19 protein-coding genes are annotated in these 22999 nt (G+C 71.1%); 8 read left to right on the forward strand and 11 right to left on the reverse strand.

Going from position 1 to position 22999, the window contains the following annotated elements:
- Positions 1-37 precede the first annotated feature (37 nt).
- Positions 38-946, reverse strand: a complete 909-nt coding sequence (locus FR742_RS44115; RefSeq protein ID WP_148034227.1) for an RDD family protein — start codon at positions 944-946, stop codon at positions 38-40.
- Positions 947-997: 51 nt separating this feature from the next.
- Between FR742_RS44115 and FR742_RS44120 the strand changes: the two genes are divergently transcribed.
- On the forward strand, positions 998-1990 hold the full coding sequence (locus tag FR742_RS44120; protein ID WP_148034926.1) for a stage II sporulation protein M: 993 nt from the start codon (positions 998-1000) through the stop codon (positions 1988-1990).
- Here the strand turns inward: FR742_RS44120 and FR742_RS44125 are convergent.
- The 5 genes from FR742_RS44125 to FR742_RS46340 all read right to left on the reverse strand — a co-directional run bounded on the left by FR742_RS44125 (position 1987) and on the right by FR742_RS46340 (position 7538).
- The gene (locus tag FR742_RS44125; RefSeq protein ID WP_148034226.1) at positions 1987-3363 is read right to left on the reverse strand and encodes a DUF58 domain-containing protein; all 1377 of its coding nucleotides are present in this window, start codon (positions 3361-3363) and stop codon (positions 1987-1989) included. The two genes, FR742_RS44120 and FR742_RS44125, sit on opposite strands and share 4 nt — an antisense overlap.
- A complete protein-coding gene (locus tag FR742_RS44130; protein ID WP_148034225.1) occupies positions 3363-4343 on the reverse strand; it encodes a MoxR family ATPase in 981 nt (326 codons plus the stop codon). The genes FR742_RS44125 and FR742_RS44130 overlap by 1 nt, the downstream gene beginning before the upstream one ends.
- A complete protein-coding gene (locus FR742_RS44135) occupies positions 4333-5547 on the reverse strand; it encodes a DUF4350 domain-containing protein (protein ID WP_148034224.1) in 1215 nt (404 codons plus the stop codon). The genes FR742_RS44130 and FR742_RS44135 overlap by 11 nt, the downstream gene beginning before the upstream one ends.
- Positions 5548-5664: 117 nt before the next feature.
- Positions 5665-6282, reverse strand: a complete 618-nt coding sequence (locus FR742_RS46335; protein ID WP_148034223.1) for a DUF4129 domain-containing protein — start codon at positions 6280-6282, stop codon at positions 5665-5667.
- On the reverse strand, positions 6279-7538 hold the full coding sequence (locus FR742_RS46340; RefSeq protein WP_148034222.1) for a DUF3824 domain-containing protein: 1260 nt from the start codon (positions 7536-7538) through the stop codon (positions 6279-6281). Before FR742_RS46340 ends, FR742_RS46335 begins: the two co-directional genes overlap by 4 nt.
- Before the next feature lie 267 nt (positions 7539-7805).
- On the opposite strand from FR742_RS46340, the gene mtrA reads away from it, so the two are divergent.
- The 6 genes from mtrA to FR742_RS44175 all read left to right on the forward strand — a co-directional run bounded on the left by mtrA (position 7806) and on the right by FR742_RS44175 (position 15757).
- A complete protein-coding gene (gene mtrA, locus FR742_RS44150; protein WP_090763607.1) occupies positions 7806-8483 on the forward strand; it encodes an MtrAB system response regulator MtrA in 678 nt (225 codons plus the stop codon).
- 19 nt (positions 8484-8502) lie between these two features.
- Complete coding sequence (mtrB, locus tag FR742_RS44155; RefSeq protein ID WP_148034221.1) at positions 8503-10239, forward strand: MtrAB system histidine kinase MtrB; 1737 nt, start codon at positions 8503-8505, stop codon at positions 10237-10239.
- The gene (locus tag FR742_RS44160) at positions 10226-11989 is read left to right on the forward strand and encodes an LpqB family beta-propeller domain-containing protein (protein ID WP_148034220.1); all 1764 of its coding nucleotides are present in this window, start codon (positions 10226-10228) and stop codon (positions 11987-11989) included. Before mtrB ends, FR742_RS44160 begins: the two co-directional genes overlap by 14 nt.
- An 801-nt stretch (positions 11990-12790) precedes the next feature.
- Complete coding sequence (locus FR742_RS46345) at positions 12791-13615, forward strand: phosphoribosyltransferase family protein (RefSeq protein WP_261808833.1); 825 nt, start codon at positions 12791-12793, stop codon at positions 13613-13615.
- 608 nt (positions 13616-14223) lie between these two features.
- On the forward strand, positions 14224-14886 hold the full coding sequence (gene hpf, locus FR742_RS44170) for a ribosome hibernation-promoting factor, HPF/YfiA family (RefSeq protein WP_148034219.1): 663 nt from the start codon (positions 14224-14226) through the stop codon (positions 14884-14886).
- A 172-nt stretch (positions 14887-15058) separates the two neighbouring features.
- Positions 15059-15757: a response regulator transcription factor gene (locus FR742_RS44175; RefSeq protein WP_148034218.1), complete on the forward strand. Its 699-nt coding sequence runs from the start codon at positions 15059-15061 to the stop codon at positions 15755-15757.
- 271 nt (positions 15758-16028) lie between these two features.
- Here FR742_RS44175 and FR742_RS44180 read toward each other — a convergent pair whose 3' ends face one another.
- Positions 16029-17243 carry a winged helix-turn-helix domain-containing protein gene (locus FR742_RS44180; RefSeq protein WP_148034217.1) on the reverse strand — a complete coding sequence of 405 codons (1215 nt, stop codon included), beginning with the start codon at positions 17241-17243 and terminating at the stop codon, positions 16029-16031.
- Positions 17244-17416: 173 nt separating this feature from the next.
- Entirely contained in the window at positions 17417-17677 is a 261-nt protein-coding gene (locus tag FR742_RS44185; RefSeq protein ID WP_148034216.1) for an HGxxPAAW family protein, read from the reverse strand.
- Positions 17678-17901: 224 nt separating this feature from the next.
- On the opposite strand from FR742_RS44185, the gene secA reads away from it, so the two are divergent.
- On the forward strand, positions 17902-20697 hold the full coding sequence (gene secA, locus FR742_RS44190) for a preprotein translocase subunit SecA (RefSeq protein ID WP_148034215.1): 2796 nt from the start codon (positions 17902-17904) through the stop codon (positions 20695-20697).
- Between the two features lie 93 nt (positions 20698-20790).
- Here the strand turns inward: secA and FR742_RS44195 are convergent, their stop codons facing one another.
- The 3 genes from FR742_RS44195 to FR742_RS44205 form a co-directional block, all read right to left on the reverse strand.
- A complete protein-coding gene (locus FR742_RS44195; protein ID WP_148034214.1) occupies positions 20791-21168 on the reverse strand; it encodes an Rv3235 family protein in 378 nt (125 codons plus the stop codon).
- Between the two features lie 180 nt (positions 21169-21348).
- Positions 21349-22677, reverse strand: coding sequence for a PTS transporter subunit EIIC (locus FR742_RS44200; RefSeq protein ID WP_148034213.1), 1329 nt, complete (start codon positions 22675-22677; stop codon positions 21349-21351).
- A 24-nt stretch (positions 22678-22701) separates the two neighbouring features.
- Positions 22702-22999, reverse strand: a 298-nt coding sequence (locus FR742_RS44205; RefSeq protein WP_148037084.1) for a UTRA domain-containing protein, incomplete at its 5' end; no start/stop codon positions are given.

Below are 22999 nucleotides of genomic sequence, written 5' to 3' on the forward strand. Positions count from 1 at the left end.
ATCAGCGCCGGTCCCGGCTCCCCGGGGCCGGCGCCCCTCATTGCGGCGGCGCGAACCCGCCGGTCCCCTCCGAAGCGGGCGGCGCCGGCGGTCCGTACGGATTCGGCCCGCCCTGAGGACCGGCAGCGGGCCCGTACGGGGCCGGCTGGACGGGAGGGGGCCCGTACGGGCCGGTCTGCGGCGCGTACGGGAGAGGAGCGGCCTGGCGCATCAGGCGGGCCTGCTCGCGGCGGCGGCGCTCGGCGAGCACGGCGCTGAGGTAGGCGTGCGGCGGCACGCCCGGCGGCGCGGCCGGGGACACGAACGACGCCATCTGGGTGGCGATCCGCACCCCCATCTCGTACTGGATCCGCGGCGACAGTTCATGCCAGCGAAGGATGTAGTGACGGGCGGCCGTCGCCACCTCGTCCGGCACCTGTGACAGCTCCAGGGACGCCGCCCAGGACGCCAGCTGCGGCGGCATCACGATGGCGTCGGAGTTGTCGCGCGGCCCCCGCTCCGAGATCACCATCGTCCCGGCGAACAGGTCGCCCAGCCGCTTGCCCTTCTGCGAGACGAGCGAGGAGATCAGCGCCGGCGCCCCGAAGAAGGCCCAGAACTCCACGAGCCCGGCGAGCCCGCGGAACAGCGCCTGCCGGAACCGCTCGGGGCTGCCGTCGTCGCTCACCACCCGCAGCCCGAGCGCCAGCTTGCCGAGGCTGCGCCCGCGCGTGGCCGTCTCGAAGATCACCGGATAGCCGACCATGACCAGGAACAGGAACAGGGTCACCACGGCCGCGAACATCGCCGGATCGGTGAACGCCGCGAGGTACGGCAGCGTGCTCAGCCCTCCGATCAGGAGCAGGATCTGGATGGCGTAGTCGATGAAGAAGGCCAGGGCGCGCGAGGGGAACTGCGCTACCCGTACCTCCAGGACGACGGCGTCACCGGTCACAACCTCTGACATATGTGGAGCCTAACGGCAATGACCGCCCGCGTGAGCGGCCAGAATGGTCACGTGGACATCGACGCGTTCGTCTCGGCCCACCGCCCGACATGGGATCGGCTGGAGCACCTGGTCAAGCACCGCTCCTCCCTGACGGGGGCCGAGGTGGACGAGCTCGTCGACCTCTACCAGCGGGTGTCGACCCACCTGTCGATCGTCCGCTCCTCCTCGTCGGACGCGATGCTGGCCGGCCGGCTGTCGGCGCTGGTCGCCCGCACCCGCTCGGCCGTCACCGGCTCCCGCAACCCGGCCTGGCGGGAGGTCGTCCGCTTCTTCACGGTCTCTTTCCCGGTGGTGGCCTACCGGACGCGCTGGTGGTGGCTCGCCACGTCGCTGGCGTTCGTGGCGGTGGCCTGGGCGCTCGGCGCGTGGGTGGCCGGCGACCCGAGGGTGCAGGCCTCGATCGCCACCGAGGAGGCGATCACCCAGCTGGTCGAGCACGACTTCGCAGACTACTACTCGGAGAACCCCGCGGCGTCCTTCGCCAACCGCGTGTGGATCAACAACGCGCTGGTGTCGCTCCAGGTCATCGCCTACGCCGTCCTCCTGGGCCTGCCGATTCCCTACGTGCTCTGGCAGAACGCCGCCAACGTCGGTATCTCGGGCGGCCTCATGGCCTCCAGGGACAAGCTCGACATCTTCTTCGGCCTCATCACCCCGCACGGCCTGCTGGAGCTCACGGCCGTGTTCCTCGCCGCCGCCGTCGGCATGCGGCTCGGCTGGACCGTCATCGCGCCAGGCCCGCGCAGACGCGTCGAGGTGCTGGCCGAGCACGGCAGAGCGGTGATGGCGGTCGCGCTCGGGCTGGTCGTGGTGCTGTTCGTGTCGGGCCTGATCGAGGCGTTCGTGACGCCGTCCGGGCTCCCCACCGCCGCCCGCGTCGGCATCGGGGTGCTCGCCGAGGTGGTCTTCCTCGGGTACGTGATCGCGTTCGGACGCCGCGCGGCCCGCGACGACCAGACCGGTGACCTGGAGGACGCCCCCGACGTGGCCCCGAGCGGCTAGAGCCGGCCCGCGGCCTTCAGCGCCAGGTAGTGGTCGGCCAGCGCGGGCGCGATGTCGTCGGGCGGCGCGTCGACCACCTCGACGCCGTGGCGGCGCAGCCTGGCCGTGATCCGCCGGCGTTCCAGCCGGGCGTGCTCGGCCGCCGCCGCGTCGTACACCTCCTCGGCCGTGCCCCGTCCGGCGGCCATCGCCGCCACCCGGGGATCCGACACGCCCGCCACCAGCACCAGGTGGCGCGAGGAGAGCTGGGGCAGCACGGGCATCAGACCCTCGTCCATCGCGGCCCCGTTCAGGTCGGTGAGAAGCACCACCAGGCAGCGGCGCTTGGCCCGGGACAGGATCGCGGCCACCATGCCCTGCGCGTCGGCCTCGACCAGCTCGGCCTCGATCGGCGCCATCACGTTGACCAGCGATGACAGCAGCTCGGTGCGGGAGGCGCCGCTCAGCCAGGCGCGCACCGACCGGTCGTAGGCCAGGAAGTCCACCCGGTCGCCGGCCCTGGCGGCGAGCGCGGCCAGCAGCAGGGCCGCGTCCATCGACCAGTCCAGCCGCGGCCACCCGGGCTCGGGACGCGGCGCGGGACGCACCAGCAGCCCGCCCTGGCCGTCCGCGACCGCCCCGGCCAGCGGGATCGGCGCCGCGCCCACCCGGCCCGCCGAGGTGCGGCCGGTGTCGAGCACGATCAGCACCCGCCGGTCGCGCTCCGGCCGCCAGGTGCGCACGACCACGTCGTGCCGCCGCGCGGTGGCCCGCCAGTCGATCGAGCGCACGTCGTCGCCGATCACGTACTCGCGCAGCGAGTCGAACTCGGTGCCCTGACCGCGCACCAGCGCCGGATGCTGACCTTCCAGCTCGCGCAGCCTGGCCAGCCGGGACGGCAGGTGCTTGCGCGACAGGAACGGCGGCAGCACCCGCACCGACCAGGGGGAGTGGTGGTTGCCCTGCCGGGCGGCCAGCCCCAGCGGCCCGCGCGAGCGCACGGTCACCGCCACGGACTCGCGGTCGCCGCGTCTGGTCGGGGTGAGCGTCACGACCAGCTTGCGGCGCTCGCCGGCCGGCACGTCCAGCGCCAGCTCGCGCGGCGCCGCCCCGGCGGACGGCGGCCACGCGTCGCGCAGCACCCCGCGCACCCGCCTGCTCCCCGGGTTCTCGACCGTCAGCTCCACCGTCGCCCGCTGCCCGAGCCGCACCAGCCGCTCGCCCGACCGGTGGAAGCGCAGCGGCCGCACCGCGCCCGCGAACACCAGGTCCACGAGGATCCCGGCGGCCAGCAGCAGGCACACCCCGGCCAGCGCGGGGCCGGGCTGCGGGGCGAACAGCACCACCACGATCCCGAGCGCCGCGACCAGCCCGGCGCGTCCCGTCAGCGCCATCAGCGCGGGACCGGGACCGAGGCGAGGATGCCGTCGAGCAGGCCGTCGGCGGTCGCGCCCTCCAGCTCCGCCTCCGGCCGCAGCTGCACCCGGTGCCGGAGCGCGGGCCTGGCCAGCGCCTTGACGTCATCCGGAGTCACGTACGCGCGGCCCGACAGCCACGCCCACGCCCGTGAGGCAGCCAGCAGCGCGGTCGCCCCGCGCGGTGAGACGCCGAGCTGGAGCGACGGCGAGTTCCTGGTGGCGCGGGCGACGTCCACGATGTAGCCGAGCACCTCGGGGGCGACGTGCACCTGCGCCGCCGCCTGGCGGCCCGCCTCCAGGTCGGCGGCCGTCGCCACCGGCTTGATCTCCGACAGGTCGCGCGGGTCGAAGCCGAGCGCGTGCCGCTCCAGCACCGCGATCTCCTGGTCACGCGGCGGCAGCGGCACCGTCAGCTTCACCATGAACCGGTCCAGCTGGGCCTCGGGGAGCTGGTAGGTGCCCTCGTACTCGACGGGGTTCTGCGTCGCGCACACCACGAACGGGTCGGGCAGCGGGCGGGCCGCGCCCTCCACGCTCACCTGCCGCTCCTCCATCGCCTCCAGCAGCGCCGCCTGGGTCTTCGGCGGGGTGCGGTTGATCTCGTCGGCGAGCAGCAGGTTCGTGAACACCGGGCCCTCGCGGAACTCGAACTCCGCCGTCTTCGCGTCGTAGATGAGCGAGCCGGTCACGTCGCCCGGCATCAGGTCGGGGGTGAACTGCACCCGCTTGAAATCCAGCGACAGCGCCGCGGCGAGGGTGCGGACCATCAGCGTCTTGGCCACGCCCGGCACGCCCTCCAGCAGCACGTGTCCCCGGCACAGCAGGGCGATGACCAGCCCGGTCACCACCGCGTCCTGCCCGACCACGGCCTTGGACACCTCGGCCCGGAGCGCGCTCAGCGCCTCCCTGGCCGCGTCCGCGGGGGCCGCCGTCCGGGCGAAATGCTCAGAGCTCACTGACCTTCCTTTCGATGTGGTCCACGTATCCGGCCAGGGCGACCAGCTCGTCATCCGTCTCCGGTGAGGGCCCGTACAGCGCGGCGCCGACCCGCTGCGCGTCCTCACCCGTCCGTACGGCGATCGCCGCCACCACTTCCCGGCTGTCCGCGCCCTGGCCCAGCCCGAGCCGGGGCGTCAGCCGGTCGATCGCGCCCGCCCGCAGCGCGTCGGCGGCCCTGGCCCTGGCCTTCCTGGCGCGGTAGAGCCTGCCGCGGCCCTCCACCGTCTCGGCGGCCCGCACCACCACCGGCAGCCGCTCCACCACGACGGGGCCGAGCCGCCTGCCCCGCCAGAACGCCACCAGCGCCACCGCCACGCACGCCATCACCAGCGACCAGCCGACGCCGGCGGGCATGAGGTCGTACATGGACCGGCCCTCGGTGCCCGCCAGGTCGCCGGCGGGCGGGGTGTCGGGGGACACCAGCCAGGTCACGGGCTTGCCGGTGTCGAGCAGGTTGAGCGCCAGCGCGGCGTTGCCGTCCTCGGCCAGGCGCAGGTTCGTCATGAACGAGGCGCTGCCGACGACCGTGGTCGTGCCGGACCCGTTCGGGAAGCTGACGAGCGTCGAGCCCTCATGCGACGGGTAGCAGCCGGTGCCGCCGGCGGGGACCTCGAACGCGACCCCGCCGATGTAGGCGCTCCCCGCGGCGGTCGCGGCGGGCAGCGCGCACTCGGGGTCGCGCGAGCGCTCCCGCACCGCCTCCGGCACCGGGTCGACGTTCGGGGCGAGCGTCGGCAGGTCGTAGAAGCCCACGATCAGCCGGTCGCCGGGGAGCGAGGCCAGGGCGGACGTGTCCACGTACGTCGTGTCGCCGGCGAACAGCAGCCGGTCGCCGCCCAGGGCCCTGGCCGCCTCCGCCGAGTCCACCCGGTCCACCGTGACGCCTCTGGCCCGCAGCAGCTCGGCCAGCGCCTTGGAGCCCTGCAGCGAGGTGTCGTCCGGATCGAGGAAGCGCTGGGCGCCCCGGTCGGGGCCGAGCAGCACCACGGCCGTGGCGACCGCCACGACGATCAGGCCGAGCAGCGCGATCAGCCGGCCGCCCCGCCACACGGACCGCACGGTCGGCGACGTCGGCACCGACCCGCCCCCGGCCGCCGGCGCCAGCCCGCCCGACGCCGGAACGCTCTCCTCCGGCCTCACCCGCACGCCTTCACCGGCCATCAGAACCTCCGAACCGCACCCCACCCGGCCTCCCGGCCCGGCGTCCTTCCAGGGGATGGTGCCCTGCTGGGGTGGTCTGAACGGGGCGGTCGTGCGGGGGCGATGGGCGGGGAAGGGTCATGGGGTGGCTCCCAGGGCGGCCGGGCGGGCGGTCGCGAGGCGGGTGTCCAGCGTGCTCATGGACTCGTAGGCCGCGGGGGTGCCGCGGACGTCGCCGTAGGTGACGTCGTCGAAGGAGCGGGCCGCCGCCGCCAGGTCGGCGGCGAACGGCGGGAGCGCCCGGCCGGCCTCGGCGGCGAGCTCGGCGGCGGTGCGGCCCGGCATGCCGTCGACCAGGGCGCGCTCCTCCAGGTCGCGGGCGATGGCGCGCAGCCGCTCCTGGATCGCCTCGGTCCACCGGCCTTCGGCGGCGAGCCGCTCGGCGGCCTCACGGTGCTCGGCCGCCGTCAGCCGCCGGGTGTCGAACAGCTCGCCGGGAGCGGCGGCCCTGCGCCGGCCGGCGCGGCGGACCTGCCAGACGACCAGCGCCGCGACGCCCACGAGCAGCAGCAGGATGACGATCGCCGCCAGCACGCCGCCCGCGGTGCCGCCACCGGCCACCGTGTCGAGCAGGTCGTTGACGAACTGGAAGAACCAGCGCTGCAGCCGGTCGAACAGCGGCTCCCGAGCGTACTGAGGGTCGAGGAGCTCGCGCGCCGCACGCCCGGCGGCCTCGTCCCTGCCGATCGGGCTCACGACTTGGCGGAGTTGGACGGGTGCCACAGCTCGTCGGCCGTCGAATGCACCCAGCCCTGCCGTTGCTGCTCGATGGCCGCCGTCTGCAGGACGAGGTCGAAGGCCTCGCCCCGCATGCGGCGGTCCGCGTACAGGAGCCCGGCGACGCCCGCCTCGAACGGGTAGGTGATCATGGCGCCGAGCGTGCCGCCGACGGCGACCAGGATGGAACCGATCACGATCGTCGCCACCGACCCGCTGCCCACCAGCCCGATCACCATTCCGACGATCATGAACGGCACCTGGAGGATGCTGGCGATCAGCCCGACCACGAGCGTGGTCAGGAACAGGATGCCGAGGACGCGCCAGAAGTCGCCGGTCACCAGGTTCCACGAGCGGCGCATCGCGTCGACAGGCCCCCTGCCCTCCAGCACCACGGCCGCGGGCGCGAAGGCGAAGCGCGTACGGAAGAAGAACACGTACCCGATGTAGAGCACGATCATCAGCAGGAACAGCAGGAGCAGCCCGCCGGCCGCCTCGGGCGAGCCCCCGGCGACGGTGCCGAAGGCGACCACGAGCACCGCGGCCATGACGGCCACCGGAGCCAGCATGATGAGGGCCAGCAGCCCGACGACGCCGAACAGGGCGGGCAGCCGCCTCCTGGTCGTCTGCCACGCCTCCTGAGTGGTGATCTTGCCGCCGAACACGGCCCGGCCGAGGATGCGCGTCAGCACCCCGGTCAGCACCGTCACCGCGACGAAGCTGATCGCGTACGAGACGAAGGCGCTGACGTACTGGGCCCCGAGCATGCCGTAGGTGCCGGCCGGGTCCTCGGCCTGGAGGGCGGCGGGGTCGTTCATCAACGGGGCCACGGCGCCGAACACGAAGCCCTGGCCGACGGCCAGCGGGATGGCGGCGAGCAGCGCCGCGACCGCCGACAGCCCGAGCACGGCCTTCGGGTTGGAGCGGATGAGCTTGATGGTGCCGTCGTAGATGTCGCCCAGAGCGAGCGGGCGCAGGGGGATGATGCCGGGCCGCAGCGCGGGCGGGTGGGGACCGTACCCGTAGGGCTGGCCCTGCGGGTAGGGGCCGTGGGGCGGCCCGTAAGACTGCTGCCCGCCGGACTGGGGGCCGGCTTCGTAGGGAGGACCGGAAGGCGGCGGCTGCTCGCTGCCGGGGGCGGTCCACGGCGACGCCGGAGGCGCGCCGTAGGGCGGGGGCTGCTCCGCTGCCCAGCCCGAAGGCCTCTCTGACGCGGAACCGTGACCGTCTGACATATCCCAATCCTGGCACGCTGGGCGGCTGGGTGGCGTCGCGCCGTCGAGAAGACCGCATCTTGGCTCGCATTCCACGCGTTTCGGCGCGGCGGATCTCGTCCAGGGTGGCCGAAAGACCTTCCGTTACCGCAGACTGAAGAAAGCGGTCGCGGCGCGAGCCTGATACAGACCTTTCGCGGGACTCATGTCACACTCATGGGCCGAGCGGGGGTAACCTTCACCGACCGTGCAGGTATGTCCCAGAATGCGTAGAACGAATGAGGGGCCATGAAAGGTCGCGTGCTGGTCGTCGATGACGATGCCGCTCTCGCCGAGATGCTCGGCATCGTGTTGCGCGGAGAGGGCTTCGAACCATCCTTTGTCAGTGACGGCGACAAGGCGCTGGACGCGTTCCGCGACACGCGCCCCGATCTCGTCCTGCTCGACCTGATGCTGCCCGGCGCCGACGGCATCGACGTCGCCCGCCGCATCAGGGCGGAGTCCGGCGTGCCGATCGTCATGCTCACGGCCAAGAGCGACACCATCGACGTGGTGCTGGGGCTGGAGTCGGGCGCCGACGACTACATCGTCAAGCCCTTCAAGCCGAAGGAGCTGGTGGCCCGGGTGCGGGCCAGGCTGCGCCGCACCGACGAGCCGACCCCCGAGATCCTGCAGATCGGCGACATCACCATCGACGTGGCCGGACACTCGGTCAAGCGCGGCGACGAGACCATCAACCTCACCCCGCTCGAGTTCGACCTGCTCGTCGCCCTGGCCCGCAAGCCGCGCCAGGTCTTCACCCGCGAGGTCCTGCTGGAGCAGGTCTGGGGCTACCGCCACGCGGCCGACACCCGCCTGGTCAACGTGCACGTGCAGCGCCTCCGCGCCAAGATCGAGAAGGACCCCGAGCACCCCGAGATCGTGGTGACGGTCCGCGGCGTGGGCTACAAGGCCGGTCCCGCTTAGGGACCCGGCTCTCCCCGCCATGCCCCCGACCAAGACGAGACGCACACGCCGCCGGACCCTCCGCCAGATACTCGGCGGGATCCGGCGGCGGGCTCGTCGTGCGGCGGGCAGGGCACGCCGGCTGTGGCGGCGCTCGCTCCAGCTCCAGGTCGTCACCAGCACCCTGGTCATCTCGCTGATCGTCGTGGTGGTGCTCGGCATCTTCCTGTCGGACCAGATCAACAACTCGGTCATCGAGCGGCGGCAGCAGTCCGCCGCCAGCGAGGCCGCCGCCGACCGGCTGCAGATCGCCGACGCGCTCACCCGGCGCGAGGACGACCAGGCCAAGTCCTCCGACCCCGGCAAGAGCGTGCCGCCCGACCCGCTCGACGAGGTGATGGACAACATCATCGGCACCGGCAGGGACGGCTGGAAGAAGCGCTACGAGGTGCTGATCCTCAACGTCGACGAGCCCGGCCGGTCCCGCGCGTCGGGCAACGTCAACCAGCAGAACATCCCCGAGGCGCTGCAGCAGATGCTGCGCCGCCAGGCCGAGAAGTTCATCGACAGGCCGCAGCGCTACACCGAGCCGATCAGGCTGCCCGGCGAGAGCCAGCACAGGCAGACCCTCGTCATCGGCGCCATCATCCACGTCAACGGCAGCTACGAGGTCTACCACTTCTTCCCGTTCGACGAGGAAGAGCAGATGCTGTCGAACGTCCGGCTGGCCATCGTCGTGGTCGGCTTCGGGCTGGTGCTGCTGCTCGCCGCCATCGCGTACCTCGTGGCCCGCCAGGTCGTCACGCCGGTCCGGCTCGCCCGCCAGGCCGCCGAGCGGCTGGCCGCCGGGAAGCTCGACGAGCGGCTCAAGGTGCGCGGCGAGGACGACCTGGCGAGGCTCGCGACCTCGTTCAACGAGATGGCCGCCAACCTGGCGCTCAAGATCCACCAGCTGGAAGAGCTGTCGCAGGTGCAGCGGCAGTTCGTCTCCGACGTCTCGCACGAGCTGCGCACCCCGCTCACCACCGTCCGCATGGCCGCCGACCTGCTGTACGACGCGCGCGAGGACTTCGAGCCGATGGCCTCACGCTCGGCCGAGCTGATGCAGGCCCAGCTCGAACGGTTCGAGTCGATGCTGGCCGACCTGCTGGAGATCAGCCGGTACGACGCCGGCGCCGCCGACCTGGACCTCGACTCCGTCGACATCCGCGACGTGGTGCTGCGCGCCATCGCCGACTCCGAGGCGCTGGCCGAGCGCCACAGCACCCGCTTCGAGCTGCGGTTGCCCAACGAGCCGTGCATGGCCGAGGTCGACAACCGCCGGGTCGAGCGCATCCTGCGCAACCTGCTGTTCAACGCCATAGAGCACGGCGAGGGCCGCGACGTCGTGGTCACCGTCGGCGCCGACAGGGACGCGGTCGCGGTCGCGGTGCGCGACCACGGCATAGGGCTCAAACCCGGCGAGGACACGCTGGTGTTCGACCGGTTCTGGCGGGCCGACCCGTCGCGGGCCAGGACCATCGGCGGCACCGGGCTCGGCCTGGCGATCTCCCGCGAGGACGCCGGCCTGCACGGCGGCTGGCTGCAGGCGTGGGGCCAGCCGGGCGAGGGCTCGCAGTTCCGGCTCACCCTGCCCAGGAAGGCCGGCACCGACCTCAAGGGCTCCCCGCTGTCGCTGGTCCCGCCCGAGATCGAGATGCGCCGCACCTGGCGCGGCCAGATGACGCCGGTCCTGCTGCCGGCCACCGGAGACGGGGGCGGCCATGACGAGGATTAGGCGGCTGGGCGGCGCCGCCGCCTTCGCGTTCACCATGCTCCTGGCCGGCACCGGCTGCGCGGTCATCCCCGTGGGCGGGCCGTTCCCGGTGGACGACGCGGGCAGCGGCGACTCCGTCACCGTGCCGTTCCAGCGCATGCTCGCCGTCGCGCCGCAGCCCGACTGGGGGCCGCAGCAGGTCGTGGAGGGCCTGCTGGCCGCCATGGCCGCCTACGACGACGACCCCTCCGTGCTGCCCAAGTACCTGACCGAGGAGGCCAGGCGGGTCTGGAAACCCGACGGCGCCATCACGGTGATCGACAACTCGTTCCGGTTCGGCGAGCTCGTCGAGAACAAGGAGAAGAACGAGACCGTCCTCTCCATCCAGGGCAACAAGATCGCGCAGATCAACGAGGACGACACGTACGTGCCGGTCGGCTCGTCCGACGACCCCAAGATCAACCGGCCGATCACCCTGGTCAAGGACGCCAACGGGGCCTTCAAGGTCAACGGGTTGCAGCAGGGCCTGCTGCTCACCGACGCCGACGTGCGGCGCGCGTACCGTCCCACCAACCTCTACTACCTCAACGGCAGCTCCGGCGCCGACCCGCAGCCCGACCGGCTGGTCGTCGACCGGCTGCGGCTGCGCGTCGACCCCGACAAGAGCTTCGCCCAGACCATCGTCGAGCGCCTCGCCGAAGGGCCGACCAGCGGGCTGCAGGGCGCGGTCGGCAACGAGTTCCCGGAGGGCGCCAGGGTGCGGTGGATCCGGTCCACCGAGGACCGGGTGGTGATCAACATGGGCGGCCCGTTCAACCCGCTCGACACCTACACACAGGGCCTGCAGGCCCAGCTCAGGGCCAGCCTGAGCAGCAACAACCTGGCCAACGGCCGCACCCTGGAGGTGCTGCTCGACGGCGAGCAGTTCTTCTCCTCCGGCCCGCTCACCGTGCCGGCCAACCTGCCGGAGAGCTGGCTGGGCAGCGAGGACAAGCAGGTGTTCTACAGCAGCGGCGGCGCGGTCTTCGTGCTGGGCAGCGACGGCGAGGGCCACCCCGTGACCGGCCCCGCCGGACAGCCCAGCCAGGGCTACACCGGCTTCGCCGTCTCCAAGGACCGCGACCGGATCGCCGCCAGGTCCGCGGCGGGCGGCATCTGGGTGACCCGGCACTCGCCCGACGGCCGCTGGCAGGAGTCCATCCCCGGCGCCGACCTCACCGACCCGTCCTGGCATCGCGACGGCAGCCTGTGGACGTTCGACCGGCAGAACGGCGAGGTCATCCGCTCCCACCCGGTCGTCGGCCGGGGCCCCGAACGCGTCGCCGCGCCCGCCCTCCAGGGGCTGAACGTCACCTCGCTGCGGATGGCGCGCAACGGGGTCCGCGTCGCGGTCGAGATCGGCGACAACCGGGTCCAGGTCGGCGCGCTCACGGGCGGCGGCGGCAACGCCATGCTGAGCAACTTCGAGACGCTGACCACGGTCTCGGGCGGCGACGAGATCGTGGACATCGCCTGGAGCGACGGCGGCCACCTCCTGGTCCTCGTCCAGACCAAGGCGGGCCAGGTCGTCAAGGAGATCAACGTCGGCGACGGGGAGACCACCCAGCTCCCGACCACCAGCAAGCGACTGGAGCGCCTGGCCGCCCTGGGCGACGCGATCCTGGCGACCACCGAGGACAGCAACGAGATCCTCGAATACAGCCGCGACAAACAAACCTGGACCCCGAAGCCCGCCACCGCCGTCGACCAGCCGATCTTCGCCCTGGGCTGACTTTGGGGGATCGCTCCGGCGGCTCTCCAGACTGGCTCGACCGCCTCGACCGCCTCGACCGCCTCGACCGCCTCGACCGCCTCGACCGCGAGCCGGAAGCTGCTTGGGGCGCGAGCGGGAAGTCTTTCGGGGGCGCGGGCGTGAAGCTTCTTACGGCGTGACACGGAGGTCTCTTGGGTCGTGGGAGTGAGGCTTCCTGGGGCGCAGCTGGACGTCTCTCGCGGGCGCGGGCGCGAAGCCTTGTGGGGCGTGAGCCGGATGTCTTTTGGGGCGTGGGCGTGGCGCTTCTTGGGGGGTGAGCCGGGCGTCTCTTGCGGGCGCGGGTGCGAAGCTTCCTGGGGCGCGAGCCCGAATTTCTCGCGGCGCGAGCGCAGAGGCACGCGCCTCTCTTGATCTTTTCTGTGCGGGCCCGAGGGACGCACGCTCGGTCAGCGTCTTGGGTTCAAACGAAAGATCCAAAAGCGAAAATCCTTTTGGGAACCCCCTCGGGCTGGGCGCCGATAGGCGTGCCTGACGGCCCGCTCAGCCCGCCGTAGTTCCGTAGAGAGTCGTTCGCGACAGGTGGCGTCTCTGGGTGCCCGTTCGGCTACTGAAAGTGTCGGTGGTGGGTGGCATGCTGGGGCCGTGTTCGCCGGTCTGCTTGATGTCGTGCTGCCGCAGCCCTGTCTTGGCTGTGGCGCTCCGGGGGTGCGTCTGTGCGAGGAGTGTCTGGCGGGTGTGGTGGTGCCCTCTCGCCGGATGCCCGCGCCGTGTCCCGATGGGCTTCCCGTGTGCTGGTCCGCTTCTCCGTACGGGGGCGTGGTGCGCAAGGCCGTCATCGCCTACAAGGAACGGGGTGAGGCGGCCCTGGCGGCGGCCCTCGCCGACCTTCTGGCCTTCGCCCTCGTGGCGGCCCTCCGGTCGCCGCAGGAGGTCGCTGAGGGCGCTGTGGAGAGGTTCCGTGGCCGGGGGAGCGCTCGGTCGTCGGTGGGGCTTCGTGGGGTGGGGGAGTGCGGGCTTCTTCTGGGAGGGGAGGGGGTGATCGTGGTGCCGGTGCCCAGTGGGCGGGCGGCCGTCAAGGGGCGGGGTCACGACCACGTGGGGGCGCTGGCGGAGCGGGTGGTGCGCCGGCTGCGCGGACGGGGGATGGCCGTCACGCTCTGGCCCGCGCTGCGGCAGCGCCGGAAGGTGGCCGACCAGTCGGGCCTGAGCTCCGCCGACCGAGTGTCGAACCTGGCCGGGTCCTTCTCCGTATCTGAGAGCGCTGTCCGAGATCTCGAAGTCGCAGGGAGAGGAGGGGTCCACGATCTGTGGGCCGCAGGGAGAGGAGGTGCCCACGATCTGTCGGCCGCAGGAAGAGGACGTGCCCACGATCTGTCGGTCGCAGAGAGAGGAGGTGTCCATGATCTGCGGGTCGCAGGGAGGGGTGGTGTCCGCGTACGTGGGAGTTCCGCAGGCTTCGTGCGGACAGCCGGGGATGTGTTCGATCGTGCCCGGGTGGTCGTCGTGGACGATGTCGTCACGACGGGAGCCACGCTCGCGGACGCCGCGAGGGCGCTGCGGGCGGTGGGGGCGACGGTGCCGCTGGCCGTCACCGTCGCCGCGACACGCCGGATCTCACGAAATGGTCACGGTGACAGTCAGTAAAGAAAGGCCCAGGTGTGTTGCCTTCCGGAGGGCCACATGTCCGTAGCGGGAAGCGCCAGGTGAGGCAGCTCAGAAGGCTTGCCGCCCTGTCCTGTAAGGGGTGCCGTGGGACCAAACGGGGCATTCAGCCGGCCCGTAACCCCGCGCGAAAATCACGGAAAGTGATCCTTTGGAGCTTCCTCCGGCTGACATTCGCCGCCGATCCGGATAGCGTTCTGAACATGGCACCCGTTCGGGTCCGTGGTTGCGCAGAGCCGGGGCTCCCGGCTCCGCTAGCCGATGCCAGCCGCAGGCGAAACGGCCCACGTAAGGCGACTTTTCGTCGTCCGATCACGGTGCGGCTTAGGGGTAAGTCCTGCCTCCCCGGGGGTCCAGATGTCCCCCGCCAGGAGAGAAGGGCGGTAGTGGCATCAGAGCTGCGAAACCCTCAGCAGGCGGATGTGGGGTCGAAGACCAGGTCGGCCGGACGGGTGCCACCCGCGTTCCCGGTGACGAGGCGTCGGAGGAGGGTAACCCTGAAGGACAGGCGGACAGCAGAAAACCCTGCCCGGCACCACGCGAGTCGTCGGGCGCTCTATCTCAGTCGTTAGACGAAGGGGGGCTGTTGCATGGACATCATCGTCAAGGGCCGGCACACGGGAGTGAGTGATCGGTTCCGAGACCAGGTGACAACCAAGCTGGCCAGGATCGAGCGTCTGGACAACAAACTCATCCGAGTCGATGTGGAGGTGTCGAAGGAGCGCAACGTGCGCGCGGCCGACCAGCGAGAGCGGGTCGAGCTGACCATTCACACCCGCGGCCCCGCCATCCGCGCGGAGGCCAGCGCCGACGACCGTTTCGCCGCTCTGGACATCGCGATGGACAAGCTGGAGGGCCGCCTCAGGCGGCTGGCCGACCGGCGCAAGATCCATCACGGCAACCACAAGCAGCCGTCCATGGCGGAGATCACCGCCACGATGCCCGACCTGGCCGCGCCCGCGCCGTCCAAGGTCGAGCCCGCCCGCGAGGAGGCCGAGCCCGAGGAGGATCGGCTGCCGGAAGACAAGCAGTACGACGACATCGTCCCCATCCAGATGGACGGCGAAGGCCCTCTGATCGTCCGGGAGAAGCACCACAAAGCAGAGCCCATGACCATCGACCAGGCCCTCCTCGAGATGGAGCTGGTCGGACACGACTTCTATCTGTTCCGTGACAAGGAGAGCGGCCTGCCATCCGTCGTCTACAACCGGCGTGGGTACAACTACGGTGTGCTGCGGCTCGTAGAGCCCTGACGGCCGCCGGAAAGATCTTCTCGACCACCCGAGAACCGCGGCACACGTGCGATCATGGCGGTTCGACGGCTCTGGCCCCCCGACGAGGAGGAGACGTGAGCGAGCTCAGTCAGGCGAGGACGAGCGAGCGAACCGGAGACACGACGGTCGCGAGGCGCATCAAGGAGGCCTTGTGACGGAGTCCGGCGAGGCGCGCCCCTCCGGCGGCGAGCCGATCCGCGTGCTGATCGTGGACGATCACGAGCTGATCAGGCGCAGCCTGGCCCTGGCGCTGGCCGCGGAGCCTGACATCGAGGTGGTCGGGGAAGCGAGCGACGGTCAGGAGGCGGTCGAGCTGGCCGATCGCCTCATGCCCGACGTGGCGTTGATGGATGTGCGCATGCCGCGGCAGGACGGCATCGAGGCGACCAAGGGCATCAAGGCCTCGGTGCCGAGCACCCGCATCATCATGCTGACGGTGAGCGATGAGGAAGAAGACCTCTTCGAGGCCATCAAGGCCGGCGCGACCGGCTACCTCCTCAAGGACGTCCAGATCAACGACGTGCCCGCGGCGGTCCGCGGCGTCCATGAGGGGCAGTCGCTGATCAACCCGGCCATGGCGGCCAAGCTCATCAACGAGTTCGCCAGCATGAGCCGCAAGGAGACCGAACGCCCGCCGCAGGTGCCGGTCCCGCGGCTGACGGAGCGCGAGATGGAGGTCCTGCGGCTCGTCGCCAAGGGCATGAACAACCGGGAGATCGCCAAGCAGCTGTTCATCTCCGAGAACACGGTGAAGAACCACGTCCGCAACATCCTGGACAAGCTGCAACTGCACTCGCGCATGGAGGCCGTGGTGTACGCGGTCCGCGAGCGCATGCTGGAAATCACCTGATCCGCCCCAGCCCCGCCCGCCCCTCCCCCTGAGGGAGGGCGGGCCAAGGCGGGTTCGGGCCCGGCGGCTCGCCGGTCCGGGAACCTCAGCGGGCCGAGGTCCCGCGAGGGGTGGCTCGCCGGCCGGGGAACCTCAGTGGGCCAAGGTCCCGCGAAGGGCGGCTCGCCGACCTGGGCAAGTCAGCGGGCTAGGGTCCTGGGACGGACGGCTCGCCGGTCCGGGAACCTCAGCGGGCCACGGTCCCGCGAGGGGTGGCTCGCCGACCTGGGAATCAGCGGGCCAGGGTCGTGTTGAGTGCCTCGGCGAGCTCGGGTGGGTCGGCGCGTTCGACGCGTACGGTGTCGCAGCCGACCCAGGTGGCGGCCGATCGGAGCGCGTCGCCCATCGCCTCGACCCAGCGGGCGCTGGTCAGGCCCGGCTCCAGGCTGACCTTCCTGGCCACCAGCGTGGTGCCCTCGCGCGCCGGGTCCACCCTGCCGATCAGGCGGCCGCCGGCCAGCACCGGCATCGTGAAGTAGCCGTGGACCCGCTTGTGCTTCGGCACGTACAGCTCAAGCTGGTAGGCGAAGCCGAAGACGCGCTCGGTGCGGCCGCGGTGCCAGATCAGCGAGTCGAACGGCGAGACCAGGGTCGTGCGGTGGCGTCCGCGCGGCTCCGACTCCAGCGCGGCAGGGTCGGCCCAGGCGTTGGGCACGGATCTAGACGCCGAGCCGTTGCGGCCGGCCCTGACGGCGGGCCAGCCGGCGACGCGCACCGGCGTCAGCCCGGCGGCGCCGCTCGCGAGGGCCTCGTCGAGGATCGCGGCGGAGCGCCCCTTGAGACGGAGGAAGTCGATCAGGTCGGCCCGCGTGGCGATCCCGAGTGACCGGCCCGCGATGCCCGCGAGCCGCACGACGCACTCCTCGTCGGTGAGGTCCTCGGCCAGCAGGCCAGCGGGCACCACGCGCTCGGCCAGGTCGTAGACCCTGCGCCAGCCCACCCGGCGGGTGCAGACCACCTCGCCGATGTCGAGCAGCCACTCCAGGCCGATCTTGGAGTCGGACCAGTCCCACCACGGGCCGCCGTTCTTGGCCCCGCCGACGTCGGCGGTGGTGAGCGGGCCGTGGTCGCGCACCTGCTGGAGCAGCTTGTCGACGCTGTCGGGCACCTCGTGCCAGCGGAAGCGGCGCTCGCGGTAGGCGCGCCGCCGGAACGCGAAAAGGGGCCAGTTCTCGATCGGCAGGATGCAGGCGGCGTGGCACCAGTATTCGAAGCTGCGGGCCGGGGCGTCCCAGTAGGCCCGCTCGACGGCGGGCCTGCCCACGGCGCCGAGCCGGGCGTAGGCGACGAGCTCGTGGGAGCGGGCGAGCACCGAGATGGTGTCGAGCTGGACGGCGCCGAGCCTGCGGAGCATGCCCTGCACCCCGCCCTGACGGCCGTCGGAGCCGAGCAGCCCCTGGGCGCGCAGGATGAGCCGGCGCGCCTCGTCGGCGGTCAGTTCGGTCATGTTCGCGATTCCGTACGGGGGAGCATGGCCGGAATGCTAGCCGCGGCCACTGACAGAACGGGGCCCGGGAATTACCGTCAGCGGGCCCGCGTTCATGATGGGACGAACCCGTCGCCGTCGGGGGTGCTTCTCGGAGGGGCCGCCTCGACGGTGCCCGCTCCGAGGGGGAAACGTCAGCGGTGGTCTTCGGCGTTCAGTCCCACCCGGGGCGCGTCGATCACCACATCGGTGAAGATGTCGAACACGAGGGCGAGGATGCCGCCCACCACGAACAGGCCGACGCCGATCCAGACGACCATCCAGTTCTCCATGGTCAGGCCGAATCCGGCGACGACGCTGCCGAGCAGCATCACCGTCACGGCCAGCCATGAGGACGCGCGGCCGCCGTGGCTACCGAGATTCTCGGTCTGCTCCGACTTCTGTCCCTCAACCATGACAAATCCCTCCTTGCCCGGATATCCCGGTTATCGGGGCGAACCGGCCTTTGACCGGCGTACTATCAGCCCGCCTGACATTCTCCCAGACATGTCCTGCGCCCTTGTCGGCACGGTGGCTGTGTCTGGTTGGAGAACCGCCTACGATGGCAGCGGGGAAGTTTGTCTCGGCCTCTCCTCCTGGCGGCGCCGCCGGGGTAGACCTGCGAGGAGCTTTACATAAAGTGGCAGCCATTCTCGACAAGATCCTACGTGCCGGCGAGGGCAAGACTCTGCGTAAGCTCAAGCGGATCGCAGACCAGGTCAACTCCATCGAGGACGACTTCACGAGCCTGTCCGACGCGGAGTTGCGCGCCCTGACGGACGAGTTCAAGCAGCGCCATGCCGATGGCGAGTCGCTCGACGACCTGCTTCCCGAAGCGTTCGCCACCGTACGCGAGGCCGCGCGCCGCGTGCTCGGTCAGCGCCACTTCGACGTGCAGATCATGGGCGGCGCCAATCTCCACATGGGCAACATCTCGGAGATGAAGACCGGTGAGGGCAAGACCCTCACCTGCACCCTCCCCGCCTATCTCAACGCGCTGTCCGGCAAGGGCGTCCACGTCGTCACGGTCAACGACTACCTGGCCAAGCGCGACGCCGAGAACATGGGCCGCGTCCACCGCTTCCTCGGTCTCGAGGTCGGGGTGATCCTGTCCGGCCAGGCGCCCGACGAGCGCCGCAAGCAGTACTTCGCCGACATCACCTACGGCACCAACAACGAGTTCGGCTTCGACTACCTGCGCGACAACATGGCGTGGGGGCTCGACGAGTGCGTGCAGCGCGGCCACAACTACGCCGTCGTCGACGAGGTCGACTCGATCCTCATCGACGAGGCCAGGACCCCGCTGATCATCTCCGGCCCGGGCGAGCAGTCCGGGAAGTGGTACCAGGAGTTCGCCAAGATCGTCCCGCGGCTCCGCCGCGGCGTCGAGGCGAAGAACCCCGGCGAGGAGAGCACCGGCGACTACATCGTCGACGAGAAGAAGCGCACGGTCGGCATCCTCGAGTCCGGCGTCGAGAAGGTCGAGGACTGGCTCGGCATCGACAACCTCTACAAGGCCGAGCACACCCACCTGGTCGGCTTCCTGAACAACGCCCTGAAGGCCAAGGAGCTGTTCAAGAAGGACAAGGACTACATCGTCACCGACGGCGAGGTCCTCATCGTCGACGAGTTCACCGGCCGCGTCCTCCACGGCCGCCGCTACAACGAGGGCATGCACCAGGCCATCGAGGCCAAAGAAGGCGTGAAGATCAAGGACGAGAACCAGACTCTCGCCACGATCACCCTGCAGAACTACTTCCGCCTCTACACCAAGCTCGCCGGCATGACCGGCACGGCGACCACCGAGGCCAACGAGTTCCACCAGACCTACAAGCTCGGCGTGGTCCCCATCCCGACCAACCGGCCGATGGTCCGCAAGGACCAGGCCGACGTCGTCTACAAGACCGAGGACGCCAAGTTCAACGCGGTGGTCGACGACATCAAGGAGCGTCACGAGCACGGCCAGCCCGTCCTCGTCGGCACCACCTCGGTCGAGAAGTCGGAGCGGCTGTCCAAGGCGCTCAGGCGCCGAGGCGTCACGCACGAGGTCCTCAACGCGAAGAACCACGCGCGTGAGGCGTCGATCATCGCCGAGGCGGGCCGCAAGGGCGCCGTCACCGTCGCCACCAACATGGCCGGTCGAGGCACCGACATCATGCTCGGCGGCAACCCCGAGTTCCGCGCCGACCAGGAGCTGCGCCAGCGCGGTCTCGACCCGGTCGAGACGCCCGAGGAATACGAGAAGGCCTACCCCGAGGCGCTGGAGAAGGCCAAGGCCGCGGTGAAGGCCGAGCACGACGAGGTCACCGAGCTGGGCGGCCTCTACGTGCTGGGCACCGAGCGCCACGAGTCGCGCCGCATCGACAACCAGCTCCGCGGTCGCTCCGGCCGCCAGGGCGACCCGGGCGAGTCCCGCTTCTACCTGTCGCTCGGCGACGACCTGATGCGCCTGTTCAACTCGGTCAGGGTCGAGGCGATCATGACGCGCCTCAACATCCCCGACGAGCAGCCGATCGAGTCCGGCATCGTCTCCAAGGCCATCGCCTCCGCCCAGCACCAGGTCGAGCAGCAGAACTTCGAGATCCGCAAGGAAGTTCTCAAGTACGACGAGGTGATGAACCGCCAGCGCAAGGTGATCTACGCCGAGCGCCGGCGCGTGCTGGAGGGCGCCGACCTGCACGAGCAGGTGCGCGGCTTCATCGGCAACGTCGTCGACGGCTACGTCGACGGCGCCACCTCCGACGGGTTCTCCGAGGAGTGGGACCTCGAGAAGCTGTGGAAGGCGTTCACCGGCCTCTACCCGATCTCCGTCAAGCTTGAGGACCTCCTGGAGGAGGCCGGTGGTCAGGAGAACGTCACCGACGACCTGATCAGGGAGCGGGTCAAGGCCGACGCGCTGGAGGCGTACGCCAGGCGCGAGGAGGAGTGGGGCGCCGAGGCGACCCGCGACCTCGAGCGGCGCGTCATCCTGTCCGTCCTCGACCGCAAGTGGCGCGAGCACCTCTACGAGATGGACTACCTGCGCGAGGGCATCGGCATGCGGGCCTACGCGCAGAAGGATCCGCAGATCGAGTACCAGCGCGAGGGCTTCGAGATGTTCAACGCGATGCTCGAGGGCATCAAGGAGGACTCCGTAGGCTTCCTGTTCAACCTGGAGGTGGAGGTTCAGGAGAACCCCATCGTCGAGGAGCAGGAGGACCCGGTGTTGGCCGAGACGCGCTCCATCATCGCGCGCGGCCTCCGCGGGCCCGACCGCCCGGCGGAGCTGGAGTACACCGCTCCCGGCGAGCAGGGCGACGTGGAACACACCCGCGTCCGCACCACCTCGGCCGAGCGCGCCGCCTACGGCAACGTCGAGCGCAACGCCCCCTGCCCGTGCGGCTCGGGCAAGAAGTACAAGCGCTGCCACGGCGACCCGAAGAACGCCGGCAACTGACGCGTGACACGAGGACCCCTCGCCCGGCGGACGGGCGGGGGGTCCTCGTGCGTCCGGCTCAGAGGTGGGAGCTCGGTTGGAGCCGGCTTGCCGTCAGGCGGTCTCGAAGTCCGTGCAGAGCCACTGCACGCCCCTGCGTTCCAGGCGCAGGGCCAGGACGCGGTCGCGCTCGCCGCAGTGGACCAGGAGGCACATCTCCACCACGCCGTCGCTGGGCTCCTTGACGTGCGGGACGCCGACGAAGGGCGGGCGGCGGGTGTCGAGCATGCGACCGGCCCGTACGAGCTCGCGGTAGGCCTGGCCGGTGAGGCGGTCGGCGACCGTCTCCGGGGGCCGACGGCCGGAGAGGACCTCGGCGAGCGCCTGGCCGAGGTGGCGCAGCCGGCGCTCGTCCGGGAGCGCGCCGGGCGGGCCCCACACGAGGGGCGTGTCGAGCGCGAGCGAGCCGTGGACCTGGGGAGAGGGCGACATCGGGAGCCTCCGGGGGCGTTCCTGGTGAGAGACGGTACTAAGAGGTTCCGGCCGGGCCCCGGGATACACGGCACGCCAACTTCCCCGATCCATGCCCTGGTTCGCGGAGGATGGCGAAGAAGGTCAGCGCGAGTTGGGGTGGCCGCGTCCGGGTTGCGGACCCTCGGCCACGCCGCGATGTCACGACCGAATCGGGGTGGCCTCGCCCGAGTCCACGTCCGGTTCCGGCTCGCGGCCCGGGGTCATGATGTTCAGCCGTCTGATGAGGAAGCTGAACACCACGTAGTAGACCGCCCCGTACGCCACCCCGAGCAGCAGGATGCCCGGCAGGTTCTGGGTGTTGGACTTGCTGGCGTTGAGCAGCATGTCGAGCAGCCCGGCCGAGAAGCCGAAGCCGAGCTGCCCGCCGATCAGCGTGGTCAGCGCCATGGCCAGCCCGGTGAGCACGGCGTGCACGGCCAGCAGCAGCGGCGCGACGAAGATGAACGCGAACTCGATCGGCTCGGTGATGCCGGTGACGAACGAGGCCAGCGCCGCCGACAGCATGATGCCGCCCACCGTGGCCCGCCGGTGCGGGGGCGCGGCCCGCCACATGGCCAGCGCGGCGGCCGGCAGCGCGAACATCATGACGGGGAAGAACCCGGCCATGAACTGCCCCGACTCCGGGGCGCCGCCGAAGTAGCAGTTCCAGTCGCCGCCGAGCACCCGCCCGTCCACCTCGCAGGTGGGCACCACGTGCCAGACGATCGAGTTGACGAAGTGGTGCAGCCCGAGCGGGATGAGCAGCCGGTTGATCAGCCCGTACAGGCCGGTGCCGAGCGGCCCGAGGGTGGTCAGCGCCTCACCGGCGTGGCCGATCCACTCGCCGAGAATCGGCCACACCCAGCCGATGAGCACGCCGAGCCCGAGCGCCACGAAGGCGGTGAGAATGGGCACGAACCGCCGCCCGCCGAAGAACGCCAGCCACGACGGCAGCTTGATCCGGTGGAAGCGCTGCCAGAGCAGCGCGGTGACCAGCCCTATCAGGATGCCGCCGAGCACCTTGGTGGGGTTCTGCATGCCGTGGTTGATGATCTCGATGACGCCCTGGTCCGCGGCCTGCCGCAGGGTCACGGTCTCGCGGATGGCCGAACCGGCGAACATCACCTTGCTCACCCGGTCGAACACCAGGTAGCCGACCACGGCGGCGAGCGCCGTCGTGCCGTCGGACTTGCGCGCGAAGCCGATGGCCACGCCCACCGCGAACAGCAGCGGGAGGTTCTCGAACAGCGCCTCGCCGGCCGCCGCCAGCACGGCCGCGACCTCGGTCATCCAGGCGAAGCCCGCCACGTCGGCGAGCCCGCCGGGCTCGGCGCCGTTGCCGCCCAGCATGTCGGGCTGGCCGAAGCGGAGCAGCAGGGCGGCCGCGGGGAGGGCGGCGATGGGCAGCATGAGCGAGCGGCCCAGCCTCTGCAGCACGTTCATCAGGCGTGAGAACGGCGAAGGCCGGGCGGCGGTGGTCTCGTTCACCGGGTGTTCCTCCGGGTCGGGCCCTCAACCCCGTCTTGCGGGCATTTCGAGTATGGTGCGCAGCTGGTAGCGGTCCGCCCGGTAGGTGGACACGCCCAGCTCGGCGCAGACGCCTCCGGAGAACGACCTGCGCTGGAGCAGCAGCACGGCGCCGCCGCGGGGAAGTTTGAGCAGGTCGGCGTCGCTCGGATCGGCTATCCCCCCGTCTATGGTCAGCTCGCCCGCGTCCATGACCAGCCCGTAGCGGCTCTCCAGGAGCTCGTACAGCGATCTGCCGGTCAGGTCGTGGTCGGCCAGGTCGGGGGCGAGCTTGACCGGGATA

The sequence above is a fragment of the Nonomuraea sp. C10 genome (assembly GCF_008017515.1).
Lineage (GTDB): Bacteria > Actinomycetota > Actinomycetes > Streptosporangiales > Streptosporangiaceae > Nonomuraea > Nonomuraea ferruginea.